At 68.0% G+C, this 22,029-nt stretch carries 20 protein-coding genes; 11 read left to right on the top strand and 9 right to left on the bottom strand.

Annotation, left to right across the window (positions count from 1 at the left end):
• Window positions 1-199: 199 nt before the first annotated feature.
• The 6 genes from GGR33_RS02570 to GGR33_RS02545 all read right to left on the bottom strand — a co-directional run bounded on the left by GGR33_RS02570 (window position 200) and on the right by GGR33_RS02545 (window position 7,155).
• Window positions 200-1,600, bottom strand: a complete 1,401-nt coding sequence (locus tag GGR33_RS02570; RefSeq protein WP_183501797.1) for an NAD(P)(+) transhydrogenase (Re/Si-specific) subunit beta — start codon at window positions 1,598-1,600, stop codon at window positions 200-202.
• A gap of 4 nt (window positions 1,601-1,604) precedes the next feature.
• On the bottom strand, window positions 1,605-2,054 hold the full coding sequence (locus tag GGR33_RS02565; RefSeq protein WP_183501796.1) for a proton-translocating transhydrogenase family protein: 450 nt from the start codon (window positions 2,052-2,054) through the stop codon (window positions 1,605-1,607).
• Between the two features lie 2 nt (window positions 2,055-2,056).
• The gene (locus GGR33_RS02560; protein WP_183501795.1) at window positions 2,057-3,286 is read right to left on the bottom strand and encodes a Re/Si-specific NAD(P)(+) transhydrogenase subunit alpha; all 1,230 of its coding nucleotides are present in this window, start codon (window positions 3,284-3,286) and stop codon (window positions 2,057-2,059) included.
• Window positions 3,287-3,428: 142 nt separating this feature from the next.
• The gene (locus tag GGR33_RS02555; RefSeq protein ID WP_183501794.1) at window positions 3,429-3,722 is read right to left on the bottom strand and encodes an aa3-type cytochrome c oxidase subunit IV; all 294 of its coding nucleotides are present in this window, start codon (window positions 3,720-3,722) and stop codon (window positions 3,429-3,431) included.
• Between the two features lie 114 nt (window positions 3,723-3,836).
• Window positions 3,837-5,198, bottom strand: a complete 1,362-nt coding sequence (locus tag GGR33_RS02550; RefSeq protein WP_183501793.1) for an ABC1 kinase family protein — start codon at window positions 5,196-5,198, stop codon at window positions 3,837-3,839.
• Between the two features lie 88 nt (window positions 5,199-5,286).
• Complete coding sequence (locus GGR33_RS02545) at window positions 5,287-7,155, bottom strand: M3 family oligoendopeptidase (RefSeq protein WP_183501792.1); 1,869 nt, start codon at window positions 7,153-7,155, stop codon at window positions 5,287-5,289.
• A gap of 298 nt (window positions 7,156-7,453) precedes the next feature.
• Here GGR33_RS02545 and GGR33_RS02540 point away from each other — a divergent pair, with 298 nt between their 5' ends.
• The 3 genes from GGR33_RS02540 (at window position 7,454) to GGR33_RS02530 (ending at window position 12,950) form a co-directional block, all read left to right on the top strand.
• Window positions 7,454-8,947, top strand: coding sequence for a sigma-54-dependent transcriptional regulator (locus GGR33_RS02540; RefSeq protein WP_183501791.1), 1,494 nt, complete (start codon window positions 7,454-7,456; stop codon window positions 8,945-8,947).
• 214 nt (window positions 8,948-9,161) lie between these two features.
• The gene (locus tag GGR33_RS02535) at window positions 9,162-11,201 is read left to right on the top strand and encodes a L,D-transpeptidase family protein (protein WP_183501790.1); all 2,040 of its coding nucleotides are present in this window, start codon (window positions 9,162-9,164) and stop codon (window positions 11,199-11,201) included.
• A 252-nt stretch (window positions 11,202-11,453) separates the two neighbouring features.
• Window positions 11,454-12,950 carry a peptidoglycan L,D-endopeptidase MepK gene (locus GGR33_RS02530; RefSeq protein WP_425488729.1) on the top strand — a complete coding sequence of 499 codons (1,497 nt, stop codon included), beginning with the start codon at window positions 11,454-11,456 and terminating at the stop codon, window positions 12,948-12,950.
• Here GGR33_RS02530 and GGR33_RS02525 read toward each other — a convergent pair whose 3' ends face one another.
• Entirely contained in the window at window positions 12,951-13,499 is a 549-nt protein-coding gene (locus GGR33_RS02525) for a PilZ domain-containing protein (protein ID WP_183501789.1), read from the bottom strand.
• Between the two features lie 454 nt (window positions 13,500-13,953).
• Here GGR33_RS02525 and GGR33_RS02520 point away from each other — a divergent pair, with 454 nt between their 5' ends.
• On the top strand, window positions 13,954-14,118 hold the full coding sequence (locus GGR33_RS02520) for a hypothetical protein (RefSeq protein ID WP_183501788.1): 165 nt from the start codon (window positions 13,954-13,956) through the stop codon (window positions 14,116-14,118).
• A 54-nt stretch (window positions 14,119-14,172) separates the two neighbouring features.
• On the opposite strand, the gene GGR33_RS02515 is transcribed toward GGR33_RS02520, so the two are convergent.
• Window positions 14,173-15,069: a metallophosphoesterase family protein gene (locus GGR33_RS02515; RefSeq protein ID WP_183501787.1), complete on the bottom strand. Its 897-nt coding sequence runs from the start codon at window positions 15,067-15,069 to the stop codon at window positions 14,173-14,175.
• Between the two features lie 207 nt (window positions 15,070-15,276).
• On the opposite strand from GGR33_RS02515, the gene GGR33_RS02510 reads away from it, so the two are divergent.
• Genes GGR33_RS02510 through lpxK form a run of 3 tightly spaced genes read left to right on the top strand, consistent with a single transcriptional unit; the run spans window position 15,277 to window position 18,281 of the window.
• Window positions 15,277-15,999, top strand: coding sequence for a lysophospholipid acyltransferase family protein (locus tag GGR33_RS02510; protein ID WP_183501786.1), 723 nt, complete (start codon window positions 15,277-15,279; stop codon window positions 15,997-15,999).
• A complete protein-coding gene (locus GGR33_RS02505; RefSeq protein ID WP_183501785.1) occupies window positions 15,996-17,300 on the top strand; it encodes a 3-deoxy-D-manno-octulosonic acid transferase in 1,305 nt (434 codons plus the stop codon). The genes GGR33_RS02510 and GGR33_RS02505 overlap by 4 nt, the downstream gene beginning before the upstream one ends.
• Entirely contained in the window at window positions 17,301-18,281 is a 981-nt protein-coding gene (gene lpxK, locus GGR33_RS02500; RefSeq protein WP_183501784.1) for a tetraacyldisaccharide 4'-kinase, read from the top strand.
• 75 nt (window positions 18,282-18,356) lie between these two features.
• Here lpxK and GGR33_RS02495 read toward each other — a convergent pair whose 3' ends face one another.
• On the bottom strand, window positions 18,357-18,581 hold the full coding sequence (locus GGR33_RS02495; protein WP_183501783.1) for a DUF2093 domain-containing protein: 225 nt from the start codon (window positions 18,579-18,581) through the stop codon (window positions 18,357-18,359).
• A 110-nt stretch (window positions 18,582-18,691) separates the two neighbouring features.
• Between GGR33_RS02495 and GGR33_RS02490 the strand changes: the two genes are divergently transcribed.
• The 4 genes from GGR33_RS02490 to deoA are packed head-to-tail and all read left to right on the top strand — an operon-like array spanning window position 18,692 to window position 22,027.
• Entirely contained in the window at window positions 18,692-19,132 is a 441-nt protein-coding gene (locus GGR33_RS02490) for a cytidine deaminase (RefSeq protein WP_183501782.1), read from the top strand.
• Complete coding sequence (locus GGR33_RS02485) at window positions 19,129-19,968, top strand: purine-nucleoside phosphorylase (protein ID WP_183501781.1); 840 nt, start codon at window positions 19,129-19,131, stop codon at window positions 19,966-19,968. Before GGR33_RS02490 ends, GGR33_RS02485 begins: the two co-directional genes overlap by 4 nt.
• Window positions 19,965-20,720 carry a deoxyribose-phosphate aldolase gene (deoC, locus tag GGR33_RS25805; protein ID WP_183501780.1) on the top strand — a complete coding sequence of 252 codons (756 nt, stop codon included), beginning with the start codon at window positions 19,965-19,967 and terminating at the stop codon, window positions 20,718-20,720. Before GGR33_RS02485 ends, deoC begins: the two co-directional genes overlap by 4 nt.
• Window positions 20,717-22,027 carry a thymidine phosphorylase gene (deoA, locus tag GGR33_RS02475; protein ID WP_183501779.1) on the top strand — a complete coding sequence of 437 codons (1,311 nt, stop codon included), beginning with the start codon at window positions 20,717-20,719 and terminating at the stop codon, window positions 22,025-22,027. Before deoC ends, deoA begins: the two co-directional genes overlap by 4 nt.
• The last annotated feature ends 2 nt before the right edge of the window (window positions 22,028-22,029 follow it).

Raw genomic sequence — 22,029 nt, 5'->3', positions numbered from 1 at the left:
AACATCAGGCCTATGCTCCCCACCCAACATCGCGAGAAGCTGAGGCTGTTCGAGCCTCGGTTGCTTGGTCGTCATCCGCGCTCAGTCGCACGGACGCTCGCTGGCGGTTGATCCGACACGCACGACCTCAACCAAAAAGCCCCCGCGAACCTTTCGGTCGGCGAGGGCTTTTTCGTTTAGCGCGCGATCGATGGGTCGATCACATCGCCTTGAGGATCGAGTCGACCATCTTCTTGGCGTCGCCGAACAGCATCGTGGTGTTCTGGCGGAAGAACAGCTCGTTCTCGACGCCGGCATAGCCGGAGCCCATGCCGCGCTTCAGGAACAGCACCTGCTTGGCGTTCTCCACGTCGAGCACCGGCATGCCGTAGATCGCCGAGGTCTTGTCGGTCTTGGCCGCCGGGTTGGTGACGTCGTTGGCGCCGATGACGAAGGCGACGTCCGCATCACGGAACTCGCTGTTGATGTCCTCGAGCTCGAAGACCTCGTCGTAGGGCACGTTGGCCTCGGCGAGCAGCACGTTCATGTGGCCCGGCATGCGGCCTGCGACCGGGTGGATCGCGTATTTGACCTCGATGCCTTCCTTCTTGAGCACGTCGGCCATCTCGCGCAGCGAATGCTGTGCCTGGGCGACGGCCATGCCGTAGCCCGGGACGATGATGACGCGCTCGGCGTTCTTCATCAGGTAGGCGGCGTCGTCCGCCGAGCCCTGCTTGACCGGGCGCTGCTCCTGCGATCCGCCTGCGCCGCCGCCGGCGGTCTCGCCGCCGAAGCCGCCCAGGATGACCGAGAAGAAAGACCGGTTCATCGCGTGGCACATGATGTAGGACAGGATCGCACCCGACGAACCGACCAGCGAGCCGGTGATGATCAGCGCGAGGTTGCCCAGGGTGAAGCCGATGCCGGCCGCCGCCCAGCCCGAATACGAGTTGAGCATCGAGATGACGACGGGCATGTCCGCGCCGCCGATCGGGATGATCAGCAGGCCGCCGAGTGCCAGCGACACCAGCACGATCAACCAGAACACCGCCTTGCTCTCGCCGCCGACGAACACGCCGAGCAGCACGACCAGCAGGATCGCGAGGCCGGCATTGATCAGGTGACGTTGCGGCAGGATGATCGGCTTGCCGGACATCCGGCCAGACAGCTTGGCGAAGGCGATGACCGAGCCGGTGAAGGTAATCGCGCCGATCGCTACGCCGAGGCCCATCTCGAAGAGAGACTGCCCGTGGATGTGGCCGTTCTCGACGATGCCGAAGGCTTGCGGAGCGTAGAGCGCACCGGCCGCCACGAAGACCGCAGCCATGCCGACCAGCGAGTGGAAGGCCGCCACGAGTTCCGGCATCGACGTCATCGGCACGCGCTTGGCGATCACGGCGCCGATGCCGCCGCCGATGGCGAGAGCGAGCAACACCAGGAACCAGGCGCTCGCGCCGGAGGGCGGATGCCCGACCAGCGTCGTCAGTACGGCGAGCGCCATGCCCGCCATGCCGTAATAGTTGCCCTGACGAGACGTCGTCGGATGCGATAGCCCCCGCAGCGCCATGATGAACATGACGCCGGCGACGATGTAGAGAAGCGAGGAGATATTCTCAGACATCGGCTCAGGCTTTCTTCTTGTACATGCTGAGCATGCGCTGAGTGACGAGGAAGCCGCCGAAGATGTTCACGCTGGCCAGAACGATGCCGATGAAGCCGAAGGCACGGGCCCAGCCGGTGCCGGCTTCCAGAAGCGGCACGCCGACGGCGAGCAGAGCGCCCACGATGATCACCGAGGAGATCGCGTTGGTGACCGACATCAGCGGCGTGTGCAGCGCCGGGGTCACCGACCAGACCACGTAGTAGCCGACGAAGATCGCGAGCACGAAGATCGCGAGGCGGAACACGGTCGGGTCGACCGCGCCATGCGTCATGGCGGCGGCACCGTGGCCGAGGCCGTCGGCGATGCTCTGGGCATAGTCGGCGTTCTGCCGTGCGATGTCGGCGGCCGCACGAGCGGCAGCCGCTGCGGACTGAGCCTGGTCGGCCGCCGCACCGGAAGGAAGATTGGCCATTCTTATTTCTCCCCGTCCTTGGTCGCAGGCATCGCGGGTTTGGTTTCATCGAGGCCCGTGGCCTCGGGCAGCTTGGCGTCGGCTGCAGGCGCGTCCGATTTCGGCTTGAACGAGTCGTGGACGACCTGCCCGTCATGGGTGAGGTTCGTCGCCTTGACGAGCTCGTCGTCCCACTTCACCGCGAGTGTCTTCGTTTCCTTGTCGACCATCGTCTCGACGAAGGCGAAGAGGTTCTTGGCGTAGAGGCCCGAAGAGGTCGCGGCGAGGCGGCCCGGCACGTTGGCGAAGCCGACGATCTTCACGCCGTTCTCGGTGGTCACGACCTCGCCGAGCCGAGCGCCCTCGACGTTGCCGCCGCGCTCCACCGCGAGATCGACGATGACCGAGCCCGGCTTCATCGAGTCGACCATCGCCTTGGAGACGAGCTTCGGCGCAGGCCGGCCCGGGATCAAAGCGGTGGTGATGATGATGTCCTGCTTGGCGATGTGGCTCGCCACCAGCTCGGCCTGTTTCTTCTGGTAGTCGGCCGACATCTCCTTGGCGTAGCCGCCCGAGGTCTCGGCCTGCTTGAACTCGTCGTCCTCGACGGCGATGAACTTGCCGCCGAGCGAGGCGACCTGCTCCTTCACGGCCGGGCGCACGTCGGTGGCCGAGACCACCGCGCCGAGGCGCTTGGCGGTGGCGATCGCCTGGAGACCGGCAACGCCGACGCCCATGATGAAGGCCTTGGCCGCGGGCACGGTGCCGGCGGCGGTCATCATCATCGGCAGCGCCTTGCCGAACTCGGCGGAGGCGTCGATCACGGCGCGGTAGCCGGCGAGGTTCGCCTGCGAGGACAGCACGTCCATCACCTGCGCACGGGTGATGCGCGGCATCAGCTCCATGGCGAAGGCGGAGATGCCGGCATCGGCCATCGCCTTCAGCTCGGCGTCACGGCCGTAGGGGTCCATGATCGCGAGGACGAGGGCGCCCTTCTTGAAGGACTTCAGCTCGTCGGCACTGGGACGGCGAACCTTCAGGACGAGGTCGGCATCGCCGACGGCCTCGGCGGCGGAGCCGACGACCCGCGCGCCGGCATCCTCGTAATCCTTGTCCGTGATTCCGGAATCCTTGCCGGCACCGGACTGGACCGCCACCTCGGCGCCGAGCGCGACGTACTTTTTGACCATGTCGGGGACGGCCGCGACCCGGGATTCCCCCGGATCCGATTCCGTCAAGACGCCGATGCGCATTCAAGAGCTCCCGTTCTTACAGCATCCCCGCGAGGATACCGGTATCCGAGCCTGTCAGATTAAATTTTTGCCTGCGCGGGTCGGCCCGCCGGATACCTCGGTCGCGACCCGCCTCAGGATTTTGCGAAACGCTTCGGTCGGCTCAGCCGAGAACCAAAGCGAGAATCAGGAGGGCCAGCACCACGGCCGGGCCCTTCCAGCCGATCGCAGGAACGAACGCGCCGATCGCCGCGGCGACCCAGGACAGCAGGACGCCGGCGATCGCCGTCAGCCAGGCCTCACGCACGCCGCCGACGGCCAGAGCCACGACCCAGCACAGCACGGTGGCCGAACCGATCTCGACGAATTTCACGAAGCCGCGATAGGTCTGCTCGTGGGTCTTCTCGTCCATAGCCGGGCTGTACAGCGCACCGGACAGGGTCTTGGTATCGGCCATTGCGAGCCCGTTCCCTCGAATATGTCTTATTCTGGTCCCGGGCGGATTTAGCGCATGGTCTTCGCAGCGGCAATCGGCTTGGCCGTCGGCAAACGATTGATCTGAGGGATTTCCTCAGGCTGGCGACGTCAGACCAACCGCCTCCAGAGCTGATTTTTGGCGCGCACCGAGGGAGTCAAGCGAGAAGTGCTCGATCTCGGCCTCAAACAGGCGATGGTAGTTAAGCTCGGAACGCAGATGTAGGAACACGGCGCCGAGGCCCACCGCCGCTCGGTCCATGAAGACGAATTCCTGCGGCACCGTCACCGGGCCGTGCTCCTTGAGGGCCTGGTGCACCGAGAAGGCCTCGCGGCGCCCATAGGCTCCGGGCTTCACGCCATCGGCCACCGTGCGGGTGCGATTCTCCAGAAGAGGGCCGTAGATGAAGCGCGCCCAAATGTTCAGAATGTCGATGGTCTTGCGGTCGAGGCGTTTGAAACCCCAGACCTCGTAGGCGTGGACCACGCGGTCATGGTCGTCGTTCTGCAGGCCGCGATAGAGATCGACCACCCCACCGACGAAGCGCGGGTGGAAGATCCGCACGCAGCCATAGTCGAGCAGGTTGATGCCCTGCGCCTCGCCGCCTTCGGAAAAGACGGTGTAGTTGCCGAGATGCGGATCGCCGTGGATTACGGCCGCGCGGCTGAAGGGGTGCCACCAAGCCTTGAACATCGCCTGTGCGATGCGATTCCGGATTTCCACCGGCGCCTCGGCGAAGGAAAGGATGCGCTCCCCATCGAGCCATCCTAGCGTCAGCAGGCGCTTGGTCGAGAGATCGGGATGAACCACGGGCACGCGCACCGTGTCGAAATCCTTCAGCACGCTTCCGTACAGCGTGGCATGCTTGGCCTCCCGGGCGTAGTCGAGTTCCTCGCGGACCCGGGCGCCAATCTCCTTCTTGATCTCGCTGGTATCGAGCCAGGTGTTCATCCGGCGATGGAGGGCGAAGGCGACCTCGAGCTGTTTGAGATCGGCCTCCACCGCCGACTGCATGTCCGGGTATTGGAGCTTGCAGGCGAGCGCCGCTCCGTCGAGCGAGGTCGCCTTGTGGACCTGGCCCAGCGAGGCCGCCGCTGCGGGCTTGAGGTCGAAGCTGCCGAACCGCGTCTGCCAGTCGGCTCCGAGCTCGGCCATCATCCGGCGCTTGACGAACGCCGCGCCCATCGGTGGAGCGTCCGCCTGCAGCTTCTGCAGTTCGGCCGCGTATTCCGGCGGAAGCAGGTCCGGGATGGTGGCCATCAGCTGGGCCACCTTCATGATCGGTCCTTTCAGGCCGCCGAGCGCCTGCGCAAGGGCCGCCGCGTTGGTCGTGCCTTCTCCGCCAAAGAGGCGCGCCATCGCCATCCGCGCGGCGACGCCGCCCATATTGGCGCCGACATTGGCGTAGCGGCTGGCGCGGGCGGAGAAGCGGTTGGCTTCGCGGTCGGATTCGGCCATCGGGCGGCTTTGTCTCGTGCGGTTGTTGTTCACGAGATAAGCCGAGGCGTGGCTGCTACCAGGGCGCTGGGTCGGCGCGTCGCGGGCTTCAGCCCTCCTCCATCCCCTCCAGCTCGACGATCATCCGCTCGATCATGCCGAGGCCGATCTGCCAGAAGGCCGGATCGCTAGCGTCCAGTCCGAACGGCTCGAGCAACTCGCCATACGGCTTCGAACCGCCGGCCTTGAGCAACGCGAAATAGCGATCCACGAAGCCACCCTCGGCCTTGGCGTAGACGCCATACAGAGAGTTCACGAGGCAATCGCCGAAAGCATAGGCGTAGACGTAGAACGGCGAGTGGATGAAGTGCGGGATGTAGGCCCAGAACGGCTCGTAGCCCTTGTCGAGGGTGATGGCCGGGCCGAGGCTCTCGGCCTGCACCGACATCCAGAGCTCGTTGATCTGCTCGGCGGTCAGCTCGCCGTTGGCGCGGGCGAGGTGGACCTTCCGCTCGAACGAGTAGAACGCGATCTGGCGCACCACCGTGTTGATCATGTCCTCGACCTTGGCGGCGAGCATGGCGCGGCGCTGGGTCGAGTCCGTGGTGGCGGCGAGCAGACGGCGGAAGGTGAGCATCTCGCCGAACACGGAGGCAGTCTCGGCGAGCGTCAGCGGGGTCGGCGCCATCAGCGCGCCGTTGCCGGCGGCGAGCACCTGATGGACGCCGTGGCCCAGTTCATGGGCGAGCGTCATCACGTCCCGAGGCTTGCCCTGGTAATTCACCAGCACGTAGGGGTGGGCCGACGGGACGGTCGGGTGAGCGAAGGCGCCGGGCGCCTTCCCGGGCCGGGTCGGCGCATCGATCCAGCCATGGTCGAAGAATTTTTGGGCAATGCCCGCCATCTCCGGTGAGAAGGCACCATAGGCATCGAGCACCGTGTCGCGCGCCTCGGTCCAGGGGATGGTGCGCTGCTCGACCTTCGGCAGCGGCGCGTTGCGGTCCCAATAGGGCAACGCCTCGACGCCGAACCACTTGGCCTTCAACCGGTAATAGCGGTGCGACAGGCGCGGATAGGCGGCACGAACCGCCTCGACCAAGGCGGCGACGACCTCGGGCTCGACGCGGTTCGACAGGTGGCGCGCGTCGGCGACGTCCGCGAAACCCCGCCAACGATCGGAGATCTCCTTGTCCTTCGCGAGCGTGTTGGTGATCAGCGTGAAGATCCGCAGATTGCTCCGCAGCGTCTCGCTGATCGCGCCGGCCGCCTCCTGACGGACGGCGCCGTCCGGGTCCTGCAGCTTGTTCAGGGTCGGCTCCAGCGGCAGCTTCTCTCCGCCGACGGGAAAGCGCAAAGCCGCGATGGTCTCGTTGAACAGGCGGTCCCAGGCCGCGCTCGCGGTCACCGACTTCTCGAGGAAGAGCTTCTCGATCCGGTCGTCGAGCTGGAACGGCTTCTCCTTCAGCAGGTCGTCGATCCACGGCTTATAGTGGGCGAGTGGGCCAGAGGCCGTCGCGCGGTCCATCACGGCGTCGTCGACGCGGTTGAGCTCCAGCCCGAAGAAGAGCAGGTCGCCCGACGCAGCGGTGAGCCGTTCGCGCGTATCGCCGAAGAACTTGGCCCGTGCCGCATCCGTCGTGTCCCCGGAATAGACGAGGCCAGCGAAGGACATCAGCCGCCCGAGCAGATCCTCGATCGCCTCGTAGGCTTTCACCGCTGCGCCGAGTTTCTCGGAGGCGTGCGGACCTTCGGCCAACTCGGCGATCCGGCCCGCATAGTCCTTGGCGAAGACCTTGCAGTCGGTCTCGGCCCTGGCGAGGTCGTCGCGGAATTCCGGGGCGTCGATGCCGGAATAGAGGTCGCGCAGATCCCATTCCGGCAGCGCGCCGAGATCGACCGCGTGGGCCATGGCCTTGGCGGTGGCAAGGCTCTGCGCTGCCGTCGACAATCCCGCGGACGCTATGACTCGGCTCGACATGGGATCTGCTCTCCGGCGGCCTTGGGCCACCTCATTCGGTTCGTCTGAGCGCCTGATATCGCGTGCTTCTGCGACCGTTCAACGAGGCATCGCGAAATCCGGTCGAGGATTGCATTCAAAGGGGCCGTTTGCGCGGGCTCGGCAAAAACTCGCAACGTCGTTAAGCGGAGCTTTACGCTCTTCGGCGACCTTACGCTTCGAAACGGAACAGCCCCGAAGCACCCCGCCGTTGGTCTCGATCCACGAGACGATCCTGGCGAGCGGACGGCTGTCCCCAACGAAGAAGCGAGGGACCCGCATGTCGACCACCGTTCTCATCGTCGATGACGATCCGGTGCAGCGCCGTCTCGCCGAGAGCATGGTGCGCCGGCTCGGCTTCGATGCCCGCGTCGCAGAGAACGGTCTCGACGGCCTCAACGCCCTGCGTGCCGGCGGCGAGATCGACGTCGTGCTGCTCGACATGGTGATGCCGGGTGGCCTCGATGGGCTCGCCGTCATGACCGAGATGCGCAAGGCCGGCATCGACACCCCAGTGATCGTGCAGACTTCGAACGGCTCGATCGACGCAGTGGTCAACGCCATGCGGGCAGGCGCCGTCGACTTCGTCGTGAAGCCCGCCGGCGCCGAGCGCCTCCAGGTCTCGATCAAGAACGCGCTTCGCGTGGACCAACTCGAGGAGGAGGTCCGGCGCATGCGCCGTCGCGCCTCCGGCGCACTCGGATTCAAGGATCTCACCTCCAAGAGCCCCGACATGGACCGGGTGATGCGGCTCGCCGAGCGCTCGGCCAAGTCGAATATCCCCGTGCTGATCGAAGGCGAGTCGGGCGTTGGCAAGGAAGTGCTGGCCCGCGCGATCCAGGGCTCGGGCGACCGGCGTGGAAAATCCTTCGTCACCGTCAATTGCGGGGCGATCCCGGACAACCTCGTCGAGTCGACCCTGTTCGGCCACGAGAAGGGTGCCTTCACCGGCGCCACCGAGCGCCATGCCGGCAAGTTCGTCGAGGCGTCGGGCGGCACGCTCTTCCTCGACGAGATCGGCGAGTTGCCCCTCGATGCCCAGGTGAAGCTGCTGCGCGCGCTGCAGGAGGGCGAAGTCGATCCCGTCGGCGGCAAGCGCTCCGTGCGCGTCGACATCCGCCTGATCTCGGCAACGAACCGCTCGCTCCTCGACCTCGTGAAGCAGGGCAAGTTCCGCGAAGACCTCTACTACCGCCTCAACGTGTTCCCGATGACGCTGCCGCCCCTGCGCGCGCGCCGCGAGGACATCCCGGATCTCGCCCGCTCGTTCTGCGCCCGCTTCGCGGCGGAAGAAGGCAAGCGCCTGCGCGGAATCTCCTCCGAGGCGATGGCGTTGCTCACCCGCTATCCCTGGCCCGGCAACGTCCGCCAGCTCGAGAACGCCCTGTTTCGCGCGGTGGTGCTTGCAGACGGCGACGAACTCTCGGTCACGGAATTTCCGCAGATCGCGGCGCAGGTCGAAGGCTTCGACGTTCGCATCCCGCCGCTGCCGAACCAGCCGATGCTGCCGGCCGGCGGCCTGGAACCGGTGCGCGAGATCGTCCGGGTCGAGGTTCGCGACCCGCACGCGATGTCCCTCGTCGTCGAGGACACCAGCGAGATGAAGACGATGGAGGAGATCGAGGCCGAAGCGATCCGCTTCGCTCTGCAATTCTACCGGGGCCGGATGTCGGAAGTCTCGCGCCGCCTTGGAATTGGCCGATCCACCCTCTACCGCAAGCTCAAGGACCTGGGGCTCGACGGCGACGACAAGTCGGACGAGGCTGCAGCCTGAGGTTGTCCACCGCGATCTCGCGGGGTGCCGTCACCGTGGGTGGCGGCGATGAGCCCGCGAGGCCGTGGAAAGACAGAGACTTGAGGGTGGCCGGCTCGACACAGGTCGCGCCGAAGCGTCGTCCCAAGAGAGCAGTGCGGTTGCACACGGCCGTGCTTAAGACGATAATCATACAGTCCGTATGGCCTTGAGCCATACTGGAGGAGACCTCGTCATGCGCGCCTCGTCGAACGCTTCGCGTACGGCCGCCGCTGTTCTGGCCATGGCGCTGGCGTCTTCCGTCGGTATGACCACGCTGGCGCGCGCGCAGTCGACGCTGGCCCAGCCATCCTCGACGATCCGCAGCGCCGCCGTCGAGCCCTCCGCGACGGTGAAGGCCGCAACTTCACCGGCGGCTCCGGGCGACGACCTCAGCACGCTGCCTCCCACCAGCGACGCGCCGCCGCAATCCGATTTCAAGGAACCCGCCAAGGAGGAGCAGCCGGTCACAGCCGCTCCCGTGGCTCCGACGCAGGCGCTCGACGCGCAGGGCGAGGCGATCCTGGCGCGGCTGAAGGACGGCAAACCGCTGGTCGCGCGCCTGACGCCGAAAGAGCGCGAGGCGATGCAGGTGTTCTACACCATCGCCGACTACAGGCCGGTCTGGATCAGCGGCAGCGCCTTCACGCCCGCCGCGCAATCCTTGATCACGCGGTTGCGCGCTGCTGCCGATGACGGCCTCAGCCCGAGCGCCTACCCGATCCCATCGCTCGCCGGCGACGGCCGGACGATGTCCCCGGCCGAGATCGCCGACGCCGAGCTGAAGCTTTCCGCCGCCATCGTGCTCTATGCGCGCGATGCCCGCGGCGGCCGCGTCAACCTCGCCGCAATCTCGAAGCTGATCACGCCGGACCTGAACATCACGCCGGCCGATCTCGTGCTCGGCCAGCTCGCGGTCTCTGACACCGAGGCCGGCGACCGGCTTCAGGCCTACAATCCGAACCAGGAGGGCTACCTCGCCCTCAAGCAGCGGCTCGCAACCTTGCGCGGCGTGGACACGACGGCCACGGCCAGCGCGCCGAAGGCTCTGCGCCTTCCGGTCGGCCCGGTCCTCAAGATCGGGATGAGCGATCCGCGCGTTCCGCTCCTGCGCGACCATTTCAGCCTGCCCGCACGCAGCGCCGGCACGCTCGACGCGGCGCCCGGCGAGCCCGACACCTACGACAAGGCCGTCTCCGACGCCGTCGCCGCCTTCCAGCGCAGCCACGGCCTGCCGGACAACGGCAACCTGACCCGTTCGACGATCGTCGCTCTGGCGCTCGCCGACGCGCCGTCGTCGGCGCCGCGCAGCGGAGACGAGGCCGAGCTGATCTCCAACATGGAGCGCTGGCGCTGGCTGCCGCGCGAACTCGGCTCCGACTACGTTCTGGTCAACGTCCCCGAATACCGGCTGCGCGTCTATCGCGGCGGCGTGATGCGCGACGAGACTCGGGTGATCGTCGGTAAGACGGATTCCCCGACGCCGATCTTCTCCGGCGCCATGGAAACCGCCGTGGTGAACCCGTCCTGGTACGTGCCGCCGTCCATCCTCAAGCAGATGCTTGCCTCCGGGCGGACCAACGGCTTCGAGGTGGTCAACCGCCATGGCCAGATCTCGCTGCGGCAGCCACCCGGCGAGAAGAACGCGCTCGGCTTCATCAAATTCCTGTTCCCGAACCAGCACGCGGTCTACCTGCACGATACGCCGAACCGCTCTCTGTTCTCCGCCTCCAAGCGCGCCTTCAGCCATGGCTGCGTGCGCGTCGACGATCCCTTCCGCTTCGCCGACGCCGTGCTGCCGGATGCCTGGACCGAGGCGAGCCTGAGGAAGCTGATCGGCAAGGGCGAGCGCTCGATCAAGCTGCCGCACAAATTGCCGGTCCACATCGCCTATTTCACAGCCTTCGTGGACGATGCCGGCGTCTACCGGACACTGCCAGACCTCTACGGCTACGACGCCCGCATCAAGGAAGCGCTCGGCCTGTCGACGCGTCCGGGAGCGATGGTCTCGGTGCCGAAGGAACCGGCGCGCCGCATGGCGAACGTCCCGTCCGTACCGGCGGCGCAGGCCAATGCCCAACCGAGGCCGGTACGGCCTCGGCGTGAAGCGATGCGGGCTCCCGTCGAGCAGCATTCCACCGTCCAGCGTCAGCGCCGCGCCGCGCCGGCGGCGCAGGGCGAGCCGGATCTGTGGACGCCGGCACCGCCGCCCGCCGCGCCTCGGTTCTGGTGGTGAGCGCAGTGGGCCGTTCCTCGGCCCCTGTTCGCTGCACGAAATTCGGGCTCTGACGACTCTTTCCAGGGCACGGGTGCGTCCGGACACTTGCCCGGCACGATTCCGCCACGGTTGAGCTTTAGCCGGTTCACGAGAAGGTGAGCAGCATCAGGCCCCGTCAACCGCGCCGTCACGGTTTTCGGCAACCTCGCGCTCACCATGACGCCCTGTGCCGCGCACAGCCCGTCATGCCGTCTGCGAGGGGTGACCACCGTGCTGACATCGCTTCGCGACCGGGCCGGCGCTCTCGCCGGGCAAACCTTCGACCGCCTGCGCCGCGCGAAGTCCAGACACCTCGCCTCGACCCTGGCCTTCGCCGCCGCGATGTTCGCAGGCACCGTCGAGACCCAGAACGCGGTCGCCAACGGCGATACCCGCACCCTGTCCTTGATCAACGAGCACACCAAGGAAAGCGCAACCGTCACGTTCAAGCGCGACGGCCGCTACGACAAGGCGGCCCTCGAGCAGTTGAACTGGCTGCTGCGCGACTGGCGTGAGGCCGAGGCGACGAAGATGGATCCGCGCCTGTTCGACGTGGTCTGGGAGGCGCAACGTTCCATCGGTTCGACGCAGCCCCTGCGCGTCGTCTGCGGCTACCGCAGCCCGAAGACCAACGGCATGCTTCGCCGTCGCTCCCGCGCCGTTGCCGAGCAAAGCCAGCACATGCTCGGCAAGGCCATGGACTTCTTCATGACCGACGCCTCGATCGACGATATCCGCGCCGCCGGCATCCGGCTGCAGCGCGGCGGCGTCGGCTGGTACCCGCGCTCGGGCTCACCCTTCGTGCATCTCGACGTCGGCTCGGTGCGCGCCTGGCCGCGCATGACCCACGACCAGCTCGCCCGCATCTTCCCGGACGGCAAGACCGTGCACCTGCCGGCGGACGGCAAGCCCTTCCCCCGCTACGAGGAGGCGCGTGCCGAGATCCTGGCGCGCGGCGGCACCGTGCTCGGCTACACCGCAATGGCCGCGAACGAGGACTTCGACGACGGCCCGAGCATCAAGGGCTTCTTCGCCGGCCTTTTCGGGGGCGGCAGCACGACGGCATCGGCGCCCGCGCCTACGGCAGCGCCGACCAAGGCGCGCGGCAAGGCAACGATCGCGGTGGCCAGCGCCGATCCGGATGATGCGACCGGCGCCCGCCAGGCGCTCGCCTACGCCGCACCGAACAGCACCGACGCGCTGCGCAACGCCATGCTGCGTCGTGAGGGCCGCGAGACACCTTCCGCCAAGGCCCTGCTCACCGCCGAGAAGGCCGATCAGACCTCCGGCGAGCCCACGGCCCGCCTTGCTCCCCTCCCGCCGCGGCGGCCGGCCGAATTCGCGGCCATCGCCGCCGCCATCGCGGCACCGCTTCCGCCGGGACGCGCCGTCCAGGTTGCCGGCATCGGCAATGTCGGCCTCGCCAACCTCGCTCTCGGCAATCGGCCGGTCGCACCGGCGGCCTTCCACCTGCTGCCGCCCGAGGCCGATGCGCGGGATCACCTGCACGCTCTGTTCTCGACCCAGGCACAGGGCGCCTCCGAGCCGGCGCGCCGCGATGCGCCGATCCGCCTCGCCGCCATCCAACCGAAGCCGGATGAAGCGCTGGAGAACATCTTCACCGTCGACGCCGTCGCGACCCGGTTCACCGCCCGCAGTCCGGGCGACGACCTCGCCGCCACGCATTTCTCGGGCTCGGCGAGCAGCGGTCGCCCGCTCCGCAACTGATCAATAGGGCGAGAATCGGCTCAGGCGGCGTCCGAGCAACCTGCCGGTCCCTGGAGAATCGGCCGCAGGCTTCGGCTCCTCCGGCGCGGTCGTCGGAGGCGGCTGCTTCCCGAACCGCTCGATACGGACGCCGGCACAGCGATCGTTCCGCCAGACCGATCTGACGTTGAACAGGAAGTCGTAACCGACGACCTTGAGCTGGAAGCTCTCGGGCAAAACAACCGCACCGGGAACGCCAAGCCGGGCACCGGACTTCGACACGTCCTTCACGGTGCAGGCAATCTCCTCACCGTCGGGCAATCGGATCTTGGCGATCCAGTTGGTCGGTGTGCGTGGCTCGCTGCGTCGTTCGACTGCGCGCGAGTCGGCGGAGGCCGCCCCACTCGCATCTCCCGACTCTGCGAGAAACCTAACGAGCCCTTCCCCTGGCATGGATCCCACCGCGCCTCCCCAAGGCGGCGATGCTGTCACCGAAATCTTGATATCTGCTTTCGCAACAATAGACTTTTGCACCGCTACGCCGAAATCTGATTTCCAGCGATCGTTCACCTGCGCTTCTGCGAGACTCTGCTGCTCACAGGCTCGAACGGCTGCGCGGCGACGATCCCCAGGCGCTGCGCGGATGAACCGCGCTCGCGTACCTTCACATTCGCGTGACGGAGACTGACTGAGACCGGGGCCGGCGGCCTATCCCCAAAACTTTCTGTTGCATGGCACAATCCGGGTGGGCCCAAACGGCCGAGAACCGAGCACGCCGCAGATAACAACTCAGGCCTCGGTACTTACGCAGTTTCGACCGATAACCGCCGGCGCCGGTAGCTCGCCGCAAGGACGATCGGACCGCGCAGCCGCGCTCCCTTACCCCCTAATTGCCTCTTGCGCTGCAGCGACGAATGTTGGTGCTCGCGCGTCCTGTCGCTCTTGTGAGACGGCCCGGTCCGGGTAGCATGTTGCCATTCAGTCGCGTCCGAAAACGATCATCCTGGGGGCAGGGAGCCAACGTATGCAGGAAGCGATTCGCGTCAAACCTACGCAGGACGGCACCTACACGGTCTATCGCGGCACGATGGCCCTCGTCGCGGGCCTCACCAGGCTGCAGGCGGAGCGCTACGAAGCGAGCATCGTTCGGCGGCAGCCGCGCAGCACGCCGATCGCGGTCCTGGGCTAAGCCCTTCGAACCGACTGGAAGAAGGCGCAGACCCGGTGAGGTCCGCGCCTTTTTTCATGCCCGCATCAATGTCAGCGGGCGCAGCGGGCCGATCGTGCCCTCCGCCGTCAGCCCCCGCTCGGCTGCCGTGACGACGAAACGGCCACCATCCCTGACGATGTCGTAGAGGTAGTACGAGGCCCGGTGGTGTTCGCGGATACTGCGGGCCGAGGCCGAGGGCGCACCGACGATGGGGATCGCGCCTTTCGGCCCCTCGACGAAAGCAACACTGCCGACATGGTTGTGCCCATGCAGGACCAACTCGGCGCCGACACGGGCGATCATCGCGGTGAAAGCCTCGGCATCCTTCAGCTCGCGCCCCTGGCGTGCCCCGCCGGGATGGGGCGGATGGTGGATCATGACGATCCGGAAGGGCGGATCGGACTCTTTAGCCAGCGCATCAAGTAGTTGCTCGGTTGCCTCGATCTGTGAAGGCCCGACCCGGCCGGTCGCAGCGAACGGCTTCGTGGGAATGGCCGAGGACAGCCCGATCAGAGCGACCAGTCCGCGGCGGCGCAGATAGGGAAACATGCCGGCCCTGCCATCCTCGCCGCTCGCCCACGCGCCACAGGCAGCGAGCAGCCCGTCGAGGGAGCCGCGCACATAGGCATCGTGATTGCCCGGCACGAAGCTGACGCTGTCCGCCGCGCCGAGGGCCTCGAGGAAGATCCGCGAGGTCTCCCACTCGTCCGGCAGGCCGATGTTGCAGAGGTCGCCCGTGCAGGCGATGTGATCGCAATCCTGCTGGTGGAGGTCGGCGACGAGGTCCGCCAGCAGATCCATGTCGTGGTGCCGACCGCGCCCGCGATGCCAGTTCACGTAGCCGGTGGCGCGCTTGCTCAAGAGCTGACGCAGCTTCGGCCGGGGCAGCGGACCGACATGCGGATCGGTGATGTGGGCGAGACGGAACATCGGCGAGAGAGCGAGGCCACGCGATCGTGAAAGTCAGGTGCGCCGGCATGTGCCGCAGTCGCGCCGAAGGTCAACCGCGCGGCGTTTCGCGCGCCCGGCGAGGTTGCGCCGCAATCTTAACTGAGAGTACAGAGCCGCGACTCGCCGCCCGCATTCGTCGCGGCCTCCGGCGGCAGCGCACGAAGAGCGGGAGACCGCCCCCGGCACATGGGCCTCATCAAGACCATCGGCCGCAAGCCGCCCGTGCAGAAGGCCCTCGGCCTCGCCGCCTACGGCTATCTGAACCTCGTGCGGCGCACCAACCGCTTCACCGTTGTGCCCGCCGCGCCCGATGCTTGGCTCGACGAGACCGGCCCGTTCATCGCCGCGATGTGGCACGGCCAGCACATCATGATCTCGTTCATGAAACGCCCGCACGATCGGATCGCCACGATCATCTCGAAGTCGCCGGACGGCAACATCAACACCTACGCTCTGGAGAAGATGGGCGTGCGCGTGATGCGCGCCTCCGGAGCCCGCGGCCGGGTGGTACGCGACGCCAAGGCCAAGGGCGGCGCCGAGGGCTTGCGTGCAATGGTGCGGGCGCTCAAGGGCGGCGACACCGTCTGCTTCTCGGCCGACGTTCCGAAGGTCTCGCGGATCTGCGATGCCGGCATCATCATGCTCGCCCGCTTCTCCGGCCGGCCGATCCTGCCGGTGGCCGTGGTCACGAGCCGGCACATCCGCTTCAACAGCTGGGACCGGGCCTGTCTCGGGCTGCCCTTTGGCCGCGGTGCCATGGTGTTCGGCGAACCGATCTGGGTTCCGCGCGAGGTCGAGCCCGAGTTCGTTGATAACCTGCGCATGAAGGTCCAGACCGAATTGAATCGCGTTCACGACCACGCCTACACGCTCGTCGGGCGTCCTGACCGCGTCGGGAATCCAGCGTGAGAGCGCCGTCCCTCCCCATGACGCTGCGGGCCTATCGCTATGGCCTGTATCTCGGTGAACCGGCCGTCGCTGGCCTTCTCGCCTGGCGGTCGCGGCGCGGCAAAGAGGACCCCGGACGCCTTCCGGAGCGCCGCGGACGACCGGGCCGGGCGCGGCCCGCCGGCAATCTCGTCTGGATGCACGGCGCCAGCATCGGCGAGTCGCTCTCGCTGATCGGCCTGATCAACGGCATGATCGAGCGGGGGTTTTCGGTGCTAGTGACGACGGGCACGAAGAGCGCGGCCGAGCTGCTCGGCTCGCGGCTGCCGCCCGGCGCGGTGCACCAATACATGCCGCTCGACGCGCCGCGGTGGGTCGAGCGCTTCCTCGATCATTGGCAGCCGGATCTCGCGGTGATCGCCGAATCCGAGATCTGGCCGAACACGGTGATTTCGCTGCACAGGCGCGAGGTGCCGCTGATCCTCGTCAACGGCCGGATGTCCGATCGCTCGTTCAAAGGATGGGCGCGCTCGCCGCGAACGGCGGAGGCCCTGCTCGCGCGCATCTCGGTCTGCCTCGTTCAGACCAAGGACGACGCCGAGCGCTTCCTGCGGCTGGGCGCGCCGCGGGTGAAGGTCGTCGGCAATCTCAAATACGATTCCGCCGTGCCGCCGGCCGATGCGCAGCAGCTCGCCTATCTCGGCGACATGGTCGGCGACCGGCCGGTCTGGGTCGCGGCGAGCACGCATCCCGGCGAGGACGAGGTGATCGCCGAGGCCCACGGCCTGCTGAAGGAACGCCTGCCGAACCTTCTCACCGTCATAGTGCCACGCCATCCGCGCCGGGGCGAGGAAGTCGCCGCCTGCGCCAGCGCCGCCGGCCTTCGCACGAGCCGCCGCGCCAAGAACGGAAGGCCGCAGGCCTCCATCGATCTCTATGTGGCCGACACGCTGGGCGAACTCGGCCTGTTCTACCGGCTCAGCCGGCTCGTCTTCCTCGGTGGCTCGTTGGTACCGCATGGCGGCCAGAACCCGATCGAGCCGGTCCGGCTCGATACGGCGATCCTGCACGGACCGAACGTCGCGAACTTCTCGGAACCCTACCAGGCCCTCGACGCGGCCGGCGGCGCGCTGACCGTCACCGATGCGCGCGACCTGGCAGCCGCCGTCGGCGATCTGCTCGCCGACCATCGTCGCATCGACGTGATGGCGCGGCGGGGTCACGCGGCCTTGCGACCGTTCGAGGGCGCGGTCCTGCGCACGCTCGCGGTGCTCGATCCCTTCGTGGCGCAGCTCAAGCTCGCGGCTCGGACCCCGGCCTGAATGCGCGCGCCCGGATTCTGGGCGCAAACGCCTCCGTCTCCACTGGCCCGGGCGCTGGTGCCGGCAGGCGGCCTCTACGGACGCTTCACGGCCAAGCGCATGGACGCGCCGGGCGAACGGGCCGCCTGCCCGGTGCTCTGCATCGGCAACCTCACCTTGGGCGGCGCCGGCAAAACGCCGACCGCGATCGCGATCGCGACGATGCTGCGAGAGCAGGGCAAGCGGGCCGCCTTTCTCTCACGCGGCTACGGCGGACGGGAGCGCGGACCGCTCGTGGTCGATCCGGCCCTGCGGATTGCCGATGCGGTGGGCGACGAGCCGCTGCTGCTCGCACGCGTCGCGCCGACCGTGGTCTCGCGCGATCGTCCCGCAGGTGCCCGGCTCTGCGTCGCGCAGGGCGCGGACATCGTCGTGATGGATGACGGGCTGCAGAATCCAAGCCTGATCAAAGACGTGTCACTCGCTGTGATCGATGCCGGCGCCGGCATCGGCAACGGCCTGACCTTTCCGGCCGGCCCGCTCAGGGTACCGCTCGCGCGGCAATGGCCTCACGTCGGCGGGATCGTGTTGATCGGGGACGGGCACCCCGGCGAGGCAATTGCGCGGGAGGCCGAACGCCGCGGTTTGCCGGTCCATCGCGGGCGGCTGGTCCCGCAGTCCGACCACCGCCTCGAAAGGCATCCGGTCTTTGCCTTCGCCGGCATCGGCCGGCCCGAAAAGTTCTTCGAGACGCTGCGTGGCGTGGGGGCTCATCTCGCTGGAACGCGGGTGTTCGGCGATCACCACCGCTTCTCGCAGAGCGATCTCGCGGGCTTGGCCGATGCTGCCCGGCGCGTCGGCGCGACGCTCGTTACGACCGAGAAGGATGCCGTGCGACTGCCGAAAGCCTTCGCTCAGACGCTGGCGGTGCGGCTGGTGTTCGAAGATGAGGCGGCTTTACGGACGCAGCTTGAGGGGATTCTGCACTCGACCACGGCCTGACTCGACGGTCTGAAACCCACCGCCGTCATTCCGGGGCGCCGTAGGTGAACCCGGAATGGCGGAATCGGCTGAGCTTCAGCCCGCCAGCCCGATCGCCTTGAGGCGCTGCATGGCGGCCTCCGGGGTGGAATAGGCCTCCTGGCGCTCGACGCTCCAATAGCGCAGCGCGTCGAGGGCGATCTCCTCGCCGGTCACGGCGCAGCGCACGAAGTTGCCGGGCTTGACCACCCGCATCGTGCCGTCGCCGTACTCGACCTTCGCCTCGCCGCCGGGTGATCCGCGATCGTAGCGACCGAGCATCCTTGCCACTCCTGTCTCGTCCCTCGCGTCATAGCGCCGTCCGATCGCGATTGTCGATCGAACCGAGATGCCTCTCGACAGGGAGTGGCGGCTCGGGCCTATGGTCGGCCATGCCAAGCCCGGTCCCGCAGGCCTCCGATTCCGTGCCGGATCATCCCGCCGTCGACGCCCTGTTCGAGGCGGCGCGCGCGGTGCGCGAGCGCGCCCATGCGCCGTATTCGCGCTTCCACGTCGGCGCGGCGCTCGTCGACGAGGCGGGCCGCATCCATGCCGGCTGCAACGTGGAGAATGCGGCCTACCCCGTCGGCTGCTGCGCCGAGGCTGGGGCCATCTCCGCGATGGTCGCCGCAGGCGGCACGCGCATCGCGGCGATCCTCGTCCTCGGCGACGGCCCGGTTCCGGTGACGCCCTGCGGCGCCTGCCGCCAGCGTATCCGGGAATTCGCCGGCCCCGAGACGCCCGTGCTCGCCGCAGATCCCTCCGGCCTGCGCGCCCGCTTCACCCTCGACGCACTGTTGCCGGCTTCCTTCGGCCCGGAGAACCTCGCGTGACGGCGGAGCCGCTCCTCGCTGGCGCCCTCGCATGCCTGAGGCAGGGCGGCTTCGAAGGGCCGTACGCCTCCGCCATCGTCACCGGCACCGGTCTCGGCGGCCTCGCCTCCTGCCTGGAGGAGCGTATCGGCATCGCCTATGCCGACATCCCCGGTTTCCCGCGCTCGGGCGTCAGCGGGCATACCGGATCACTGTTTCGCGGGCGGCTCGCAGGGCGCCCCGTGCTCGTCTTCGAGGGCCGCATCCATGCCTACGAGGCGGGTGATGCCGCCGCGATGCGGTTGCCGTTGACGATCGCGCACCAGCTCGGCGCCGAGACGCTCCTGCTGACGAATTCCTCCGGCTCATTGAGACCGGAGGCAGGCCCCGGCAGCCTCGTGGCGCTCTCCGACCACATCAATCTGTCCGGCCTCAATCCGCTGATCGGCGAGCCGAGCGATGCCCGCTTCGTGCCGATGACCGATTCCTACGATCCCGGCCTGCGCGCGCTGCTGCACGAAGCCGCCGCAGCCACCGGGATTTCGCTGCACGATGGGATTTACGCCTGGTTCTCGGGACCGAGCTTCGAGACGCCGGCAGAGGTGCGCATGGCCGGGCGGCTCGGCGCGGATCTCGTCGGCATGTCGACGGTGCCCGAGACGATCCTCGCGCGTTTCCTCGGCCTGCGGGTCGCCGCGCTGTCCGTCGTCACCAACCACGCCGCGGGCATCGCAGGCGGCGATCCGCACCACGCAGAGACCAAGGCTGTCGCAGCCCGCGCCGCGGACGACCTCGCCCGCCTCGTCACCGCCTTCCTGTCGCGCCTTCCCCTCCCCTCTTCGACACCCGGATCATGACAGCCAGCCCGACGCTCTCGCCGCAGGAGGAGGCCGGGTTCGCCCGCCGCGCGATCCCGCTCCTCGACCTCACCGATCTCGGCGATGCCTGCCGCGCCAGCGCCGTCGACACGCTCTGCCGCACGGCGCGAGAGGGCGGTGTCGCGGCTGTGTGCGTCTGGCCGCAATTCGTCGGGCAATGCCTGCGCGGACTGCACGGCGATCCGATCGCGGTGGCCACCGTCGTCAACTTCCCGGCCGGCGGCGAGGACATCGAGCGGACCGTCGAGGACACGGTCCAGGCTCTTCGCGATGGCGCGCAGGAGATCGATCTGGTCATACCTTACGGCGCGCTGCTGCGCGGCGAGACCGGGCTGGTGCGCGACATGATCCAGGCCGTGCGCGAGGTCTGCGACCAGGGCCAGCCACTCAAGGTGATCCTGGAGACCGGCCTGCTCGCCACGTCCGACCTTATTGCCGAGGCGAGCCGGATCGCCCTTCGATCGGGCGCCGACTTCATCAAGACTTCCACCGGAAAGACCGCCATCTCGGCGACGCCGGCGGCGGCCGAGGTGATGCTGACAGCGATCCGCGATCATGGAAGCGGCGGTCTCAAGGTTTCCGGCGGGCTCAAGACCGTCGCGGATGCCGCGACCTATCTCGACTTGGCCGACCGCATCATGGGGCCGGGCTGGGCCAACCCAAAAACCATGCGCCTCGGGGCGAGCAGCCTCTATGCCGACCTCGTCCGAGCGCGGGATGCCGCGCCGTGAAGCTTCCGCAGGAGGTCATCCGGGCCAAGCGCGACGGCGAAACGCTGGATGAGGCGACGATCGCCGGCTTCATCGCCGGGCTGACCGATGGCGGCGTGACCGAGGGGCAGGCAGCGGCCTTCGCCATGGCCGTGTACTTCCGTGGATTGTCGCTCGACGAGCGTGTCGCGCTCACGCGGGCGATGACGGAGTCGGGCACCGTCCTGCGCTGGGACCTTCCTGGTCCCGTCCTCGACAAGCACTCCACCGGCGGCATCGGAGATGCCGTCAGCCTCGTGCTGGCGCCGATGGTGGCGGCGTGCGGCGGCTACGTGCCGATGATCTCGGGGCGCGGCCTCGGCCACACCGGGGGCACCCTCGACAAGCTCGAAAGCATTGCCGGCTATGATGCGATGCCGGGACTTGATGCCTTCCGCCGGGTCGTCGCGGAGACGGGCTGTGCCATCATCGGCCAGACCGGCGATCTCGCACCGGCCGACAAGCGCCTCTATGCGATCCGCGACGTCACCGGCACGGTGGAGTCGCTCGATCTGATCACGGCGTCCATCCTCTCCAAGAAGCTCGCGGCGGGGCTCGACGGCCTCGTCATGGATGTGAAGACGGGCTCGGGCGCCTTCATGGGCACGCTCGACGCAGCGCGGGCGCTTGCCGAGAGCATCGTCGGCGTGGCCACCGGCGCCGGGATGCGGACCGTGGCGCTGATTACCGATATGGACGCGCCTCTCGCCTCCGCCGCCGGCAATGCCGTCGAGGTCGCCTATGCCGTCGATTACCTCACCGGTCGGAAGCGGGAGCCGCGCTTCCGCGCCGTGACGCTGGCACTGGCCGCCGAGATGCTGGTGATCGGCGGTCTCGCGGCGGATACGGCCGAGGCGACCGGGCGGTTGGAGGAGGCCCTGGCAGCGGGCCGTGCGGCCGAACGGTTCGAGCGGATGGTCGTTGGGCTCGGTGGGCCAAGCGGGTTCCTGGAAGGCTCAACCGCTCTTCTGCCGGCCGCCCCCGTCATTCGCGCCGTGCTGCCCGAGCAGCCTGGCGTCGTCGCGGGCGTCGCGACGCGGGAGATCGGGCTTGCGGTGATCGGACTCGGCGGCGGGCGCAGCCGACCGCAAGACGGAATCGATCACGCGGTCGGCTTCTCGGGTCTCGTCCGGCCGGGCGATGCCGTCGGCGCGGAGGCTCCGCTCGGTATGGTTCACGCCCGCGACGAGGGTGCCGCGGACGTTGCGGCGGCGGCCTTGAGGGCCGCCTACCGGGTGGGCGCCGACGCCCCGGAGATCGCAGACGCGATCCTCGAACGCGTCGGCTGAGC

The sequence above is a fragment of the Methylobacterium brachythecii genome (assembly GCF_014196345.1).
Classification (GTDB): domain Bacteria; phylum Pseudomonadota; class Alphaproteobacteria; order Rhizobiales; family Beijerinckiaceae; genus Methylobacterium; species Methylobacterium brachythecii.
The sequence above is the reverse complement of the archived record's forward strand: the minus strand, read 5'-3'. Positions and strand labels throughout refer to the sequence as shown.